Annotated in this window: 12 protein-coding genes; 8 read left to right on the top strand and 4 right to left on the bottom strand. The window is 70.0% G+C overall.

All coding sequences use genetic code 11. The features are described 5' to 3' along the window. The first annotated feature begins 13 nt into the window (after positions 1-13). The 5 genes from ACIQ7Q_RS29770 (at position 14) to ACIQ7Q_RS29750 (ending at position 4,281) form a co-directional block, all read left to right on the top strand. Positions 14-505: a hypothetical protein gene (locus ACIQ7Q_RS29770; protein ID WP_403868719.1), complete on the top strand. Its 492-nt coding sequence runs from the start codon at positions 14-16 to the stop codon at positions 503-505. Continuing rightward, positions 502-1,149, top strand: a complete 648-nt coding sequence (locus tag ACIQ7Q_RS29765) for a hypothetical protein (RefSeq protein ID WP_403868716.1) — start codon at positions 502-504, stop codon at positions 1,147-1,149. The genes ACIQ7Q_RS29770 and ACIQ7Q_RS29765 overlap by 4 nt, the downstream gene beginning before the upstream one ends. After that, complete coding sequence (locus ACIQ7Q_RS29760) at positions 1,149-2,894, top strand: WXG100 family type VII secretion target (protein WP_403868714.1); 1,746 nt, start codon at positions 1,149-1,151, stop codon at positions 2,892-2,894. Before ACIQ7Q_RS29765 ends, ACIQ7Q_RS29760 begins: the two co-directional genes overlap by 1 nt. Further along, on the top strand, positions 2,891-3,973 hold the full coding sequence (locus ACIQ7Q_RS29755; protein ID WP_403868711.1) for a type VII secretion system-associated protein: 1,083 nt from the start codon (positions 2,891-2,893) through the stop codon (positions 3,971-3,973). Before ACIQ7Q_RS29760 ends, ACIQ7Q_RS29755 begins: the two co-directional genes overlap by 4 nt. A gap of 62 nt (positions 3,974-4,035) precedes the next feature. Next, positions 4,036-4,281, top strand: coding sequence for a DUF397 domain-containing protein (locus ACIQ7Q_RS29750; protein ID WP_403868708.1), 246 nt, complete (start codon positions 4,036-4,038; stop codon positions 4,279-4,281). A gap of 63 nt (positions 4,282-4,344) precedes the next feature. Here ACIQ7Q_RS29750 and ACIQ7Q_RS29745 read toward each other — a convergent pair whose 3' ends face one another. The 4 genes from ACIQ7Q_RS29745 to eccB form a co-directional block, all read right to left on the bottom strand. Beyond that, positions 4,345-4,641 carry a WXG100 family type VII secretion target gene (locus ACIQ7Q_RS29745; RefSeq protein ID WP_403868705.1) on the bottom strand — a complete coding sequence of 99 codons (297 nt, stop codon included), beginning with the start codon at positions 4,639-4,641 and terminating at the stop codon, positions 4,345-4,347. Between the two features lie 51 nt (positions 4,642-4,692). Then, complete coding sequence (locus ACIQ7Q_RS29740; RefSeq protein WP_403868702.1) at positions 4,693-5,031, bottom strand: WXG100 family type VII secretion target; 339 nt, start codon at positions 5,029-5,031, stop codon at positions 4,693-4,695. A gap of 139 nt (positions 5,032-5,170) precedes the next feature. Further along, the gene (mycP, locus tag ACIQ7Q_RS29735; protein ID WP_403868698.1) at positions 5,171-6,415 is read right to left on the bottom strand and encodes a type VII secretion-associated serine protease mycosin; all 1,245 of its coding nucleotides are present in this window, start codon (positions 6,413-6,415) and stop codon (positions 5,171-5,173) included. A 9-nt stretch (positions 6,416-6,424) separates the two neighbouring features. Continuing rightward, entirely contained in the window at positions 6,425-7,969 is a 1,545-nt protein-coding gene (eccB, locus tag ACIQ7Q_RS29730) for a type VII secretion protein EccB (RefSeq protein ID WP_403868695.1), read from the bottom strand. A gap of 221 nt (positions 7,970-8,190) precedes the next feature. Here eccB and eccE point away from each other — a divergent pair, with 221 nt between their 5' ends. From eccE to ACIQ7Q_RS29715, 3 genes are all read left to right on the top strand, one after another. Beyond that, positions 8,191-9,486, top strand: a complete 1,296-nt coding sequence (gene eccE / locus ACIQ7Q_RS29725; RefSeq protein WP_403868692.1) for a type VII secretion protein EccE — start codon at positions 8,191-8,193, stop codon at positions 9,484-9,486. Next, positions 9,486-10,205, top strand: a complete 720-nt coding sequence (locus ACIQ7Q_RS29720) for a hypothetical protein (protein ID WP_403868689.1) — start codon at positions 9,486-9,488, stop codon at positions 10,203-10,205. Before eccE ends, ACIQ7Q_RS29720 begins: the two co-directional genes overlap by 1 nt. Positions 10,206-10,489: 284 nt before the next feature. Next, the gene (locus tag ACIQ7Q_RS29715; RefSeq protein ID WP_403868686.1) at positions 10,490-13,735 is read left to right on the top strand and encodes an SCO5717 family growth-regulating ATPase; all 3,246 of its coding nucleotides are present in this window, start codon (positions 10,490-10,492) and stop codon (positions 13,733-13,735) included. Positions 13,736-13,920 lie beyond the last annotated feature (185 nt).

Genomic DNA, 13,920 nt, shown 5'->3' with positions numbered 1-13,920 from the left:
CAATAGAGGAGAAATGGACTTCGACGAGGTATGGGGCCGGCTCAGAGGCGAGGCGACGGAGCGCGTCACAGCAGTCGGCAACGGCCGGCCTCTCCAGGAGGCGCAGCCGGCGGACACGTTCGACGACGACGCGGTCCAGGCGGCCAAGGACGAGGTTCTCGAGCGCCTCGCCCACTTCCGAAGCTCCGCCGTCCTGGTGCCACTGGATGACGCAGGAGGGCTGTGGACCGTGGACTTCGGGGGCATCAGCTGGATCTGCGCGTTCGCCGACGAGCCTGCCCTGGCCCGGTTCACGCAGGCGCGCGGCGACGAGACCCGCGAATGGCCGTACCGCAGGGTGCTGGGCTCGCGACTGCTGGACGAGGTGGTGCCCGCCGTGCCCTTCCCCTGCGGGGTGGCACTGAACGCGGGCAGTCCCGGCGGGGCAGTGTTTCCGCCGGTGAAGGAGCTCGTGCCGCACACGGCTGCGGTCGACATCGATACGTACGGGGGCAGTACGGAATGACGGATCCGGATCTCGCGGCAACCAAGGCAGCCCTGGACCTGGTCACCCAGGGCATCACCGGTGCGCTGGCCCAGCTCAAGGAACTCGGCATGGTCGGTGAGGCCAGCATGGGGCGCGGCTTCTCCGACCTCCAGCTCTCGGGCCTGGAGACCGGGCACGACGGACTGACAGGCACCCTGCAGACTTACTGCGAGCGCTGGGAGTGGGGCGTGCGCGCACTGGTCCAGCAGGGCAACTTGTTCGCCGAGCAAGTCGGTCTCTCCGCCGGCGCGTTCCATGAGCAGGAGCAGTACATCAACGGCGCCCTTAAGGTGCTCACCAACTCGGCGATCGGCAACCCGTACGCGACGGAGGACGAGATCACGGGCAAGGACTGGGGGGAGGTCCTGTCGAGCAACCCCTACACCCATATCCGCGACGCCGACTACAGCATGGAGTCGTTCCAGACCGCGCACCAGAACAGCGTCCAGGCGTGGAAGAACACAGCCTGGGACGTGAGTACCTCGACCATCTCACCCGCGACGGCGATCGTCGATGCAGCCGGCTACCGGGACGAGATGAACCAGGAGATGCGGGAGACCTTCGGCCCCTCTCCGGAAGAGCAGGCAAAGGCGGCTGAGCGGCAGGGCGGGGGCCAGGGGTGATGGGTCTCGGCGACCTGATCGACGGAGGCAAGAACGTCCTCAACTCGGGCCTGGGCAAGCTCGAGGAAGGCTGGGAGGCCGGCAAGGAGCTGGTCGGCGAGGGCGTCGACCAGGCGACCGACGTCATCGGTGACGGCCTCGAGTACGTGGGCGCGGAAGGCATTGCCGACAGAGTCGAGGATTGGGGCGACGAGTTCGCCTCCGACATGGGCGCGCGGGTCGGTGAGCAGCAGCTCGGTGAGACGAACGAGGCCAACGAGCTGATCCACGGCAAGCCGGACAGGATCCGGAAGTCGGCCAAGCACCTCGATGACTTCCGCGCGGCCTTCGACAAGGTCGGCCAGGGCATGCGCAAGTTGGACTCGTCCCACTGGAAGGGCGAGGCCGCCGAGTCCTTCCGCGAGAAATTTGCCATGCAGCCGACGAAGTGGCTGCAGGCGGCCGACGCATGTGAAGCGGCGGGCAAGGCGCTGGAGTCGTACGCCGACACCGTCAAATGGGCGCAGACCCAGGCTCAGGAAGCCATCGAGCTCTACAAGCAGGGCAAGGACACCTCGACCAAGGCGGCCGACGCGTACGACCGGAAGATCGACGAGTATCGGGCGGCGGTCAGCGCGGACCGCGACCCGGGCCCTCAGCCCGGGCCCTTCCACGACCCCGGCAAGGCCGACCGGGAGCGTGCACACGAGATCCTGAACGAGGCCCGGCGGCAGCGCAACGAGGCCGCCACCACGGCGCAGCGGCTGGTGGACGCGGCAATGGCACACGCGCCGAAGGAGCCGCCGCCGTTGGACAGGGCGACTGCGATGTACGTGGACGGTATGGGCGCCATGGCCATCGAGACCACTCACCTGGTGGGCGGCGTGGTCAAGGGCACGGCGGGCGTCGTCAACTTCGCCCGCGGACTCAATCCGCTGGACATTTACAACCTCACACACCCCGCCCAGTACATACAGAACGTCAATATGACGCTGGCGGGCCTCGTGTCGACAGCGGCGCATCCGGAGCGGGTTCCGGGTGCGCTCATCGAGAGCTTCAGCAAGGACCCGGCAGAGGGCATCGGACGGCTCCTGCCCGAACTCATCGGGACCAAGGGGCTCGGTACGCTGCGGACCGTGGGGCGCGTGGCGGCGAAAGAGGGCATGGAGACGGCCGCAGAGAGCGCGGTGAAAAAGGGGCTGGACGACATTCCGGCCCAGCGGGTCCCGGATCCGCCGAGTCACCCGCCCACGGTCCACGACAAGCTGCACGCGGCCGCCGACCGGTCCGTCGACGTCTCGAAGATCCCGGACCACGCACAGTGGCGTACGACGGACGAGCCTCTGTGGCGCAACGACGACCGAGGTCCTGACGAGATCTTCCGGGACGGCTTCAAGCCGTGGAACAACCACAACACGGATCTCGACGGCTACGTGCGGCACAACGAGCACTCGGTCTACGTGGGCACCACCCGCGACCCCGATCTGGGCTGGGGGTCGCGCTACCGGTACGACGTCGACGCTCCCGGCGGTATCGACGTCAACGCGTCCATTCCGGACAACATCTTCGCCAACGAGAAGGAGATCGCGTTCCCGGGCGGCGTGCGGACGGAGAACATCAAGGGCGCCTGGGAGAAACTGCCCGACGGAACGACGCAGTACACGCCCAATCCCCACTACAACCCCCATGCCGGGGCAGGCGGCTCGGCTTCCCCGCCGCCCCCTGCACCACCGAACAGTCTGCTACCCCCTGGATGGACGCAATGAGCGAGAGGCTGCTGGGCAGCCGCGACGACGCCACCGCCGTGCACGGCACGGAGCAGGTGCGGTGCACCGTGCGGTGGTGGATCGACGACGCGCTGGCCATGCCGTACGGCGTCGAAGCGGCTGGGCCGTGGGGGTCCGCGCTGGCCCGGGGCAGAGACCTGTCCGGGGCGCTACGGGACGTACGGATCCGTCTGGAGGGCAGTGGCTGGCTGCTGGCCGTCAACGGGGCCCGGGCGGAGGTGCGGCAGAGTGGGATGCTGGCCGGCAGCGGGAGCGACCGGGCGTATGTGCTGAGGCCCGGTGAGCCCGCCGATCCCCAGAACACGGTCGGTCTCTTCGACGACGCTCCGGTCGAGAGTGTGCTGAGCGTCGAGCAGCAGGAGGCCGCGTACCGAAGGCTGATGGACGAGTGGGACCGTCGGGCGGCGGAGCGGCTTGCCCCGGCCAAGCCCCAACCTCAGCCGCAGGCCCAGCCCCGACCCCAGCCGCAGGTCCCGTCGCAGCCGCAGCCCCAGCGTGAGGCGGAGCGGCCCGTGCCGGAGCTCTCCGAGGAGCTGCGGGCGCAGGCGCGGCGGGCGCCGGGCACGTGGCTGTACTCGATCGACCCGATGTACGACCCGGCCGGGCAGGTGCCTCCCTTCGCCGTGATCGGGGCCTGGCAGGTGGACGCCCAGGGGGAGCCCGGAGCGTTCCAGCACAACCCGAACTACCGACCCTCTCCCGTGAGTCTGGGCTGGCCGCGGCCGACCGACCCGGTGGACGCGTCCCTGCAGCTCGCGGCGAGCGGGCACGGACCCGACGAGGCGGTTCCCGAGGCGCTCGCGGCGGCGACGGTGTACCTGCCGGACGAGGGCGCGGACATCGCCGTCTACACGGACGCCGACGGCCGGTTCGTCCCGGTGCTCACCCACCCCGACCACGCTCCGGCGAGCGTGCCGCGGCTGCGCCCGGTGAGCGGAGCGGAGTTGGCCCGCCTGCTCCCGCCCGATCTGGCGCTCAAGCTCAACCCCGGTGGTCGGGTCTCCGTACGGGTTCCTGTCTCCGATGTACGGGCCGCGGCGGAGCGGCTCGGCCACTAGGCTGATCCACACGCTTGATCACAGCACGAGGCTCGTTCACAGCACAGATAAGGATCGCGCCGATGGCCGACGCCAGTGAGAAGGAACGACAGAAGGAAGAGCTCTACGCGCTCGACATCTCCGACGTCGAGTGGCAGGGCGCTCCCGGGACCTCTCCGGACGAGGAGCGGGTGGAGATCGCCCAGCTGCCCGACGGGGCGGTGGCGATGCGGTCGTCGCTCGACAAGGAGACCGTGCTGCGGTACACGAAGGCCGAGTGGGACGCGTTCGTCCTGGGCGCGCGGGACGGCGAGTTCGACCTCAAGTAGGCCTCACGGCGAAGGGGCTGCCCGCGGTGTCGCGGGCAGCCCCTTCATGGTGAGATCGGCCGGTCAGCCCATCATCATGCGGAACCGGGCCGCGTTGCCCTTGTCGGTGTCCTGGTAGCCGACAACGGCGTCGCGGAGCAGGCGGGCGATCGTCCCCAGGTCCTGGTTCATGCCGTTCATGTCGGTCGCGAGCTGGCGCTGGATGGCCACGTAGGCCTCCTTGGCCTCACCCTGCCACGTCTCGGCGACGCGGCTGACGTGGCCCAGCAGGGTGTCGAGTTCACGCTCCAGGTCCGACGCGGTCTTGAGCGTGTCGCGGGCGGCCTGGGTCACTGTGTCGTAATTGACGGCAGTCGTCATTGTGTGCTCCTGGTGGCGAAGTTCGGCGAAACGACGGTCGGATCTGCCGGATCAGACGTCGAGAATGGCGCTGGTGTTGCCCTTCGCGTTCTCCATACCGGCGAAGGACGACAGGCGCTTGCGCTCTTCCTCGTCGAAGCCATCGGCGCTGATCTTCACCATGCGCTCGAGGTTCTCGAGGCTCTGCTGAAGGTTGCTCAGACGACGGTTCACCCGCGTCTGCACCGCGTCGTACTCCTGGCTCGCCGCACCCTTCCAGCCCGCCTGAATGGTGTCCACCACGCGGTTCAGGGATGTGATCCGGTTGCCCAGCTCGATCTGGAAGCTCTGGATCTTGCCACCGAGTTCGGTGATATCACCGGTGGTTACGTCGAGATTCTTGTCCGACATCGTGCCCCTTCTTCCTGCGACAGTGACTGTAGACGGAAGCCGTTCGGATGCCGCCCCCGTGCCGGACCAATGGTCCGACGGTCACTCTATCCACTTGGTACTACAGTTCCAACTGCAAAGCGGCCTACGGATGTTCGGCTCAGCGCGCCCGTTTTTGCGTGGTGTCCCTGATGACCGTCGCCGTGCCGGCGATCACCGCCACCAGTACGACGCAGATACCCACCGCGTAGGTTGCATAGCGCGCGTTGCGCTCCTGCACCGTCTCCGTCATGGCCAGATGGGCCGGTTCCGGCGCCGGCGGTTTGGCCGGGCCCGGGTCCGGGCGGGGTGCGGGCTGCGGCTTGTCGTCACCACTCAGCGCGCGTACGGGGTCGATCACGCCCCAGCCGACAAAATTGTCGTGGCCGTTGATGCTGCGGGTGGCCGTCTGCTCGATCTCGGTAATGATCTCGGCCGGCGTCCACTTCGGGTGCTTGGCTTTCAGCAGCGCCGCCACACCGGCGACATAAGGCGCGGAGAAACTGGTGCCGTTGTCGATGCACTGCCCGTTCCCGGGGACGGTGGAAACGACGTCGACACCCGGGGCGGCGACTCCGACGAACTCGCCGGCCTGCGAGAAGACGGCGCGCTCGTTGTTGCGGTCGGACGAGGCCACGGCAAGGACGCCCGGAAAGGCGGCGGGGTAGGTGTTCTTGAGTTTGCCGTCCATGCCGTCATTGCCCGCAGAGGCGACGACAACGGTGCCCGCCTTGATCGCCCGCTGCACCGCCCTGTTGAGGACCGAGTCGAGGCCGAGCGGCTTGGTGGTGTCCTGGGAGATGTTGATGACGTCCGCACCCTTGGCGATGGCGTGGTCGATCGCCGTGGCCATGGTCCGGTCGTTGCCGCTGTTGTTCTCGTCGTTCTGGCGGATGGGGATGATCGTCGCCTCGGGCGCGATCCCGACGAAGCCGGTGCCTTCGCGGGGGCGTGCCGCGATGATGCCGGCGACCTTGGTGCCGTGGCCCACCAGGTCGACTGTCCCATTGGTCTTGCCGCGCTTCTCGTCCCCGATCTTCTTGTCGGGTTTGAGGAGGTCCCGGCCTGCGGAGGCGTCGACGGCCGGTTTCAGCTGGACGTTGTCGTTGTCGACACCGGTGTCGATCACGGCGACCCGAACACCCTTGCCCTTGGTGTCCTGCCACAGCTCGTCGAGCAGGACCCGCTGGAGCGGCCACGGAGTTCCCTCGATCTGCTCCTTCATGGGGAAGGTGCACTCGCCGCTGCCGTTGACGGCGAGTTCGTGCGGGGCTTCGGCCGCCAGTGCGGCCGAAGGCGCGAGTGCGAGCGCGGTGAGCATCGAGGCGGCGGCGAGCGCTGCGGCTTTACGGAGCGGTTGCGACATCGGCCCCCCTCACGAACCCTGCGGCTGGCGTGCGCTGTTGGTGTCCAGACGTGGCCCCTTGGACACGAACTCCGACCAGGTGATCGGCACCAGCGAAGGGACGATCTTGCCGTATCCGAGCCGGATCTGCGCCTGGCTGGGCTCAGGACGGCCGTCCTGCTGCTGCCCTCCCTGCTCCCCCGCGCCGATGTCGGAGCGGTCGGAGTCGCTGTCGCCGTTCGCCTGGACCGCGTACCGCAGTCCCGTGTCGGTCACGAGGAAGAGAGAACCGTCGGGCTTGGTCTGCTTGCCCTGCACCTGGGTGTAGAGCAGACCGGACCCCGGGGTGACGTACGTGCTGGTGCCGCCCGCGGTGATCTCCGCGGGGTAGGCGGACCCGGCCCAAGTGGAGAGCGTCGTACGGCCCTTGTCGTCGACCTTGCGGAGCACGCTGCAGACGGTGTCACGGCCGCCGATCGCTGAGTTGACCTGTTCGGCCTTCTCCTTCGGCCAGCGCTTCTCCGCGGCGAAGTCCTCCGGTTCGGGGGCGAAGGAGGCGGCGTCGACGACCGTCGCCGCGCCTCCCATGTCGAGCTTGTCCGTCTGGGGAGAGTTGATCAAGAGCCAGGCGGTGAAGTCCGACACCGGCTGGACCTTGCCGGCGAGGACGACGTAGTGCTGCGGGCCGGCACCCGTCTGCGCCTGGAGCACCATGCCCACCTTGTCCTGCCCGGCGGTCAGCCCACCACCGACGCCGGCCGCTGCGCCCACGTCGCCGGGGATGACGGGGAAGTCGATCGGGCTTCCCTCGTGCAGAGTCGCGAGCCAGTCGTCCGTCACCGGCTGCGGCTGCGTCCGGTCGTCGACCAGTGCGCGCGTGAGGAAGTCCGCATCGGCCTCGGTGCCCCGGACGAGGTACTTGGTGCCACTCGCGTCGACCAGGTAGCGCCCGGTCTTCCCCTCGACGTACAGAACCTGACCGCCAGTCAGTTTCCCCTTGCCCTCGGTCCTCTTGAGGTCGCGGTCGGCGAAGATGAACGTCGCCTTCTGCACGGAGGCGCCTTGACCTGCGCCCGGCTGCTCGCACACCGCCCAGCGCTTGGCCTTGCCCGCTTCCTTCTCGCTCGGCAGCCGGTCGGGTGCGTAGGGGATGCCGAGGATGGGACCGCGTGGCGGCTTGCCGGAGTCGAGGATGTCGTCGGCGACCTGGATCACCTTGAACTGGTCCGGTGTGAGGAGCAGTCGGGCGGAGGCCAGATTCAGCACCGGGTGCAGCAGGGCCTTCTTGTCCTTGCCCTTGCCGGTCTGCAGCACCACGTAGCGGGTGGTGGAATCCTTGCCGACGATCACCCTGGTGCCGGGCGTCGCCCAGTCCTTGGGCGCCTTGGGCTTGAACATGCCGAAGGCACCGAAGCCCGCCAGAATCAGCACGCCCACGATCAGGCCCGGGAGGATCGCGCGCAACGGGCGGGGCGCGCCCTCCTCCGTGCCGGACACAGAGGGTTGGAGGAATGCCGCCACCGTGCGCTTCTTCGCAAAGGTGTACGCGTTGAGCTCATCCCGCCGTGATGCCATGAGTCCCCATTGGTAAAGAAGGCACTGTCTCCCCGCGGGGCCCTTGTGGTGAGTGCGGTCCCCGGGCCCTGCCTGTCGGACCGGCCCCCTACTATGCCTGTTGATCGATGGTGCTTGTGGGGCGGGTAGGGTGATCCAGCCGCCGGAAGCCTTGCTTGGCGGGGCTGGACAGGGGTGATCGGGATGAATTGGGGCCTAATGAACCGGGGGGTGCCGGAATAATGGCTTCCGCGACGCGCGCGCGGCCCACGGCTCGCAGACAGTCCTCCGCACCGCCCGCGACCGCTTCCTCCGGGCCGGGCGCCCCGCGCCTGCGTGCCCGGCCCGGTCACTTCGGGACGTTCCGACTGCAACAACTCGTACTGGTGGAGATAGCCGGCGCCCTGCTGCTGGTGGCGTGGGTGGTCAACCCGCTGCTTCTCCTGCCCGCGGGCGTACTGGCGGCTCTGCTGGTGCTGCTGGCGGTGGTGCGCAGGCACCGCCGTTCACTGCCCGAGTGGCTCTCCACGGTGTTCGCGCTGCGCGCCCGTACGCGACGGGCCAAGTCCCTTGTCATCGCACCGGACACGGAGCCGGGCCTCGCTCCTGTCGTCGAGTGCGACCCGGCGCTGCGGACCTACACCTACGGCGACCGCGACCGGCGTCCGGTCGGCATGATCGGCGACGGCACGTTCCTGACCGCCGTGCTCCAGATCGAGGCGGACGCGACAGCGCTGCGGCCCGATCGCACAGCGCGGCCACTTCCGATGGCCCTGATCAGGGACGTCCTGGATGTGGACGGCATCCGGCTGGAGTCGGCCCAGATCGTCCAGCACACACAGCCCGCGCCCGCGCCCCACCTGCCGCAGCAGTCGATCGCCGCACGCAACTACGCGCCGCTGCAGGCCCAGACGGGCTCGCCGGCGCTGCGGATCACCTGGATCGCGCTGAAGCTCGACCCGGAGCTGTGCCCGGAGGCGGTCGCCGCTCGCGGCGGCGGCCTCGAAGGTGCGCAGAAGTGTGTGGTGCGCGCCGCCGACCAGTTGGCCAGCCGCCTCACAGGAGCCGGGTTCCGTGCGACCGTGCTGACGGAACAGGAACTGACGGCGGCCATCGCCACCTCGTCCTGCGCCAGCCCGATGGCCATCGCCCAGGCAGGCCGGTCCGACGTGCCCGTACGGCGCACCCAGGAGACCTCCCGCACCTGGCGCGTCGACGACCGCAGGCACACCACGTACTGGGTCGGCCGCTGGCCTCAACTCGGCGGCGGCGGCGCTCCGATGCCGCAGCTCGTCGCGCTCCTGACCTCGATCCCGGCGCTGGCCACGACCTTCAGCCTGACGCTCGGCCAAGGGGACCGTCAGGGCGTGAGCATCACCGGCCATGTCCGGATCACAGGGCGCAGCGACGAGGAACTGGTCGCCGCCCGCCATGAACTGGAGCGCGCCGCTCGTGGCGTCAAGACCGGGCTGGTGCGGCTCGACCGCGAACAGCTGCCTGGGATGCTCGCCACACTGCCGCTCGGGGGTGCCCGCTGATGTCCGCGTCCGCCGCGAAGCCACGCCTTGGTTTCGGTCTCATCGGCCCCCGCCGCGACCGGCATGCGATGTCCCTGGAGCAACTGGCGGCGCTCACCCTGCCGGTCGGCGACGACGGCATGGTGATCGGTGTCGACGCCGAGGGCAGGCCGGCCGTCCTCGGCATCAATCGCCCCACGCCGTACGACGTGACACTGATCGGCGGGCTGTGGACGGCACAGGTCATGGCGCTGCGCGCGGCTGCGACCGGCGCCCGGGTCACGGTCGAGACGGGCCGCGCACCCGCGTGGACGTCCCTTGCGCAGGCAGCGGGCGGCGGGCAGCAGTGCATCTCGCTGCACGACGTGGGACGAGTGCCTCCGCAGGGCGCCTCCGCCGGCAGCCCGGTCGTCGTGATCCGTGACTGCGGAATGCGGCCGCCGCGGGGGCGCGTCGTCTCGGCACCGTGGCAGTCGGTGCTGACGCTGCTGCCCTATCTGAGCCCGGTTGCACCGCGTTTGATGGAAATGTCCGGCCTGGTCGGCATCCAGCGCGTCTCGCCGGACGAGGCCCGGCAGATCGGGCGCATCATGCATCTGCCGCAGGCGGAGTCCGAGGCGCTTTCGACGCTGGCGGACGGGGTCACCCTCTGGTGCACGCCCAAGGACAGGCGGTTCGTCATGACACAGGCCACCGACGCCGAGACCGGATTGTTGGGCAGCGCCCGACGGATGGACTGAGCTACCCCGGTCCGTACGCAGTTGTACTGGTTTGACGCGCCGGATTCCTCACGCTCTGCCGTACCAGGGTCACCTGGGGGCAGGCCGTGACGTACGGGACAGCAGCCCGGCGCCGGACGGGCCTGCCGGAGCGGTGTTGTTGGCGATTAGGCTGGGTCGGGGCGCGGCAGGAGAACCTACGGGAGGGCCGTCCGCGTCCCAGGGGGAGAGCCGGGCCGATCCGAAGAAGGCGGTGGCCCCCACCCACGACGGCACAAGGGTGCTCGACCACACCAGGAGGCAAAGTGAACGGCGATCGGGACGACATCCACGGGGGCTGGAACATTCCCGTCGACGAGTCCGACGCGGAGCCCGCCGAGCTGACGGGTGAGTTCACCATCGACTACACCCCGCCTGCCTGGTACACGCAGAACGCGTCGGGTGACACCTCGGGCGGCGGCGCAGGGCAGACGCCCCCGCCGCCTCCGCCGCAGGGTGCGCCTGTGGCGGTGCCGGGGCTGCCGACGGGCAGCGGCTACGAACCGAACTGGGCGCCGTCTGTTCCTGCACAGGTGCCTGCGCCGCAGGAACCTGCGCCCGCGCCGCAGCACCTCGCGCCGCAGCAGCCCGTTCAGCCGCAGCAGCCCGTTCAGCCGCAGGAGCCCGCTCCGGTCGCTGAGACCGGGTCTGCCGCCGAGCCTGCTCCGGCCGGTGAGAGTGCGAGCGCTCCCCAGGCCCCGCGGGAACCGGAGTTGTCATGGGAGTCCTTCGGGGGCGGAGATCTGGAGAGCGGCGCCACCATGCGCTTCTCCCCCGCCGCGCTGAGGCGCGAGATGGCCGAGCGGGCCGCCGCTGACGCTGCCGCAACGGATGCCGCAGGAACGGATACGGCCGCCGCCGAAGGCACGTCGGAGCCGGACCCCGTGGCGCCCGCGCCCGTGGTCGCGTCCTCCGACGTTGCTGCCAGCGACTCCGGCCCCGCAGCCGCGGACAACGGCGACGGGACCGAGGACGGGACCGGCGACGAGGAGACCGCGGCTCCGGCAGCGGACATCGAGGGCGACAGGTCCGAGGACAGCCCCGACGCCCCCCAAGGGGCCGCCCAGGCCGAGGCGTCCGCCACATCCGAGGCTTCCGCGCCTTCCGAGGAGACCGCTGACGCCGGCGGGTCCACCGAGACCTCAGTGGCAGGTGACGACGGTAACGACGGCGACAGCACCCCCGAGGACAGCGATGTCGCTGCCGCCACCGGTCCGTCGGCGAGTGAAAGCCCCTCCGACGCCGCTCCCGTGGCCGCCATGCCCCAGAACGCCGTCCCCGCAGCGGGCGAGCCGCATGACGCTCCCGCCGGCGGGCAGCCCTGGGCGCCTGTTCCGCCGCCCGCAGCACAGGGCGGCGGACTGCCGCCACTTCCCCCGGCATTCCAGCCGGCCGCGCCGACCACCGCGCCGCAGTGGCCCGCGCCGAACACCGACCACGCCGCCCCCGCGCACGCGCAGCCGCAGGCTCCCGCTCCGGCACAGCCGCCCGGCTACGGCTTCCCGCAGCAGCCGGGCCAGCCTGCCCCGACGCACGGCGGGTACGGGTTCCCGCAGACGGGCCAGCCCGGCCCCAATGCCCCCGCCCCCCAGGGCGGTTACGGCTTCCCGCAACAAGCCGGACAGCCCGGACAGCCCGGCCCCGCCCCACAAGGCGGCTACGGCTTCCCCCAGCAGGCCGGCCCGGTACCCGCACAACAGGCTCAGCCCGGACATCTCACCCAGCCCCAACCCGCCCCCAACGCCCCCGCCGCCCAGGGTGGTTATGGCTTCCCGCAACAGGCCGGCCCGGGACAGCAGGCTCAGCCCGGACATCCCGCACAGCCCCAACCCGGCCCCAACGCCCCCGCCCCGCAGGGCGGTTACGGCTTCCCGCAACAGGCCGGCCCCGTGCCCGGACAGCAGGCCCAGCCCGGGCCCCACGCGGCCGCGCCCCTGCCGCCCCAGGCCCAGGTGCCGCAGGCGCCCAACCCGGCCGCGCCCGGCAACCCGCAGCTGCCGCCGCAGCAGGGACACCCGCAGGCCGGGCAGATGGCGCCGCATGGCCAGCCGCAGCCGTCCGGTCCTCCGGTCGACCCGCGCACCGGTGGTGCCTGGCCCACGCCGGTCACGCACGACCAGCGCGAGCGTTCCGTTCCGGGCGCTCCCCTCGGTTACACGGCCGCGGTCGAGCTTTCCTCCGACCGGCTGCTGCGCAACAACAAGCAGAAGCCCAAGTCGAGCCGTAACCCCTCCAGTGCCGCCCGCTTCAAGCTCGGCGGCAAGAAGGAGGAGGCGGAGCGGCAGCGCAAGCTCGACCTGATCCGTACGCCGGTGCTGTCGTGCTACCGGATCGCCGTCATCTCCCTCAAGGGCGGCGTCGGCAAGACGACGACCACCACGGCGCTCGGTTCGACGCTGGCCACGGAGCGGCAGGACAAGATCCTGGCGATCGACGCCAACCCCGACGCCGGCACGCTCGGCCGCCGAGTGCGCCGTGAGACCGGGGCGACCATCCGTGACCTGGTCCAGGCGATCCCGTACCTCAACTCGTACATGGACATCCGCAGGTTCACCTCACAGGCTCCCTCCGGTCTGGAGATCATCGCCAACGACGTGGATCCGGCCGTCTCGACGACGTTCAACGACGAGGACTACCGGCGCGCGATCGACGTGCTGGGCAAGCAGTACCCGATCATCCTCACCGACTCCGGTACCGGTCTCCTCTACAGCGCGATGCGCGGGGTGCTCGACCTCGCCGACCAGCTGATCATCATCTCGACGCCGTCCGTGGACGGCGCGAGCAGCGCCTCGACGACGCTGGACTGGCTGTCGGCGCACGGCTACGCCGATCTGGTGCAGCGGTCCATCACGGTCATCTCCGGGGTCCGCGAGACCGGCAAGATGATCAAGGTCGACGACATCGTGCAGCACTTCCAGACCCGCTGCCGCGGCGTGGTCGTCGTTCCCTTCGACGAGCACCTCGCAGCGGGCGCCGAGGTCGACCTCGACATGATGCGGCCCAAGACGCGTGAGGCGTACTTCAACCTCTCCGCGCTGATCGCCGAGGACTTCGTGCGCGCCCAGCAGCAGCAGGGGCTGTGGACGGCGAACGGGAACCCTCCGCCCCAGGCAGCGCCGCCGATGCCGGGCCACGACCAGGGTCAGGGCCAGTGGCAGGGTCAGTGGCAAGGGCAGGGTCATCCCCAGGGACAGCCCCAGCCGTACCCGCAGGGGCAGCCGATGCCGGGACAGCCAGGTCCGGGCGTCCCCGGACAGCCGATGCCCGGCCAGCCGTATCCGCCGCAGCAGCCGTACGGCGCGCCGCAGCAGGGCCAACCGCCACAGGGATGGCAGCAGTCTCCTCCGTCGCAGGCCCAGTCACCGGCGAATCCGTCGGGTCCGCCGCCCGCGGCGGGCGGCGAACCCGACGCTCAGGGACATGTTCCGCCGGGACATGTCCCGCCGGGTCAGGTTCCCCCGCCGGGCTGGCAGCAGCAGCCTCCGCAGGCACCGCCAGCCCCTCAGCAGTAACGCGACAGAGGTCTGAACCAATGAGGGCCCGCACCGTTCTGACGGTGCGGGCCCTCGTCGTATTCCCGCAGCCCACACGGGGTTTGAGCGGCCGTTGACGCGGCATGACCACCCTGATAAACCTTCGCTTCACCAGCTGGCGAACCAGAGATCACAAACCCGCCCTCTCCGTGCGAGTAATGACG

The sequence above is a fragment of the Streptomyces sp. NPDC096176 genome, from assembly GCF_044763255.1.
Lineage (GTDB): Bacteria > Actinomycetota > Actinomycetes > Streptomycetales > Streptomycetaceae > Streptomyces.
Note: the sequence above shows the minus strand (reverse complement) of the source record. Positions and strands in the feature narration are given on the sequence as shown.

Coding starts and splice junctions, on each gene's coding strand:
- ACIQ7Q_RS29770 (WP_403868719.1), top strand. CDS start 14: ATGGACTTCGACGAGGTATGGGGCCGGCTCAGAGGCGAGGCGACGGAG.
- ACIQ7Q_RS29765 (WP_403868716.1), top strand. CDS start 502: ATGACGGATCCGGATCTCGCGGCAACCAAGGCAGCCCTGGACCTGGTC.
- ACIQ7Q_RS29760 (WP_403868714.1), top strand. CDS start 1,149: ATGGGTCTCGGCGACCTGATCGACGGAGGCAAGAACGTCCTCAACTCG.
- ACIQ7Q_RS29755 (WP_403868711.1), top strand. CDS start 2,891: ATGAGCGAGAGGCTGCTGGGCAGCCGCGACGACGCCACCGCCGTGCAC.
- ACIQ7Q_RS29750 (WP_403868708.1), top strand. CDS start 4,036: ATGGCCGACGCCAGTGAGAAGGAACGACAGAAGGAAGAGCTCTACGCG.
- ACIQ7Q_RS29745 (WP_403868705.1), bottom strand. CDS start 4,641: ATGACGACTGCCGTCAATTACGACACAGTGACCCAGGCCGCCCGCGAC.
- ACIQ7Q_RS29740 (WP_403868702.1), bottom strand. CDS start 5,031: ATGTCGGACAAGAATCTCGACGTAACCACCGGTGATATCACCGAACTC.
- mycP (WP_403868698.1), bottom strand. CDS start 6,415: ATGTCGCAACCGCTCCGTAAAGCCGCAGCGCTCGCCGCCGCCTCGATG.
- eccB (WP_403868695.1), bottom strand. CDS start 7,969: ATGGCATCACGGCGGGATGAGCTCAACGCGTACACCTTTGCGAAGAAG.
- eccE (WP_403868692.1), top strand. CDS start 8,191: ATGGCTTCCGCGACGCGCGCGCGGCCCACGGCTCGCAGACAGTCCTCC.
- ACIQ7Q_RS29720 (WP_403868689.1), top strand. CDS start 9,486: ATGTCCGCGTCCGCCGCGAAGCCACGCCTTGGTTTCGGTCTCATCGGC.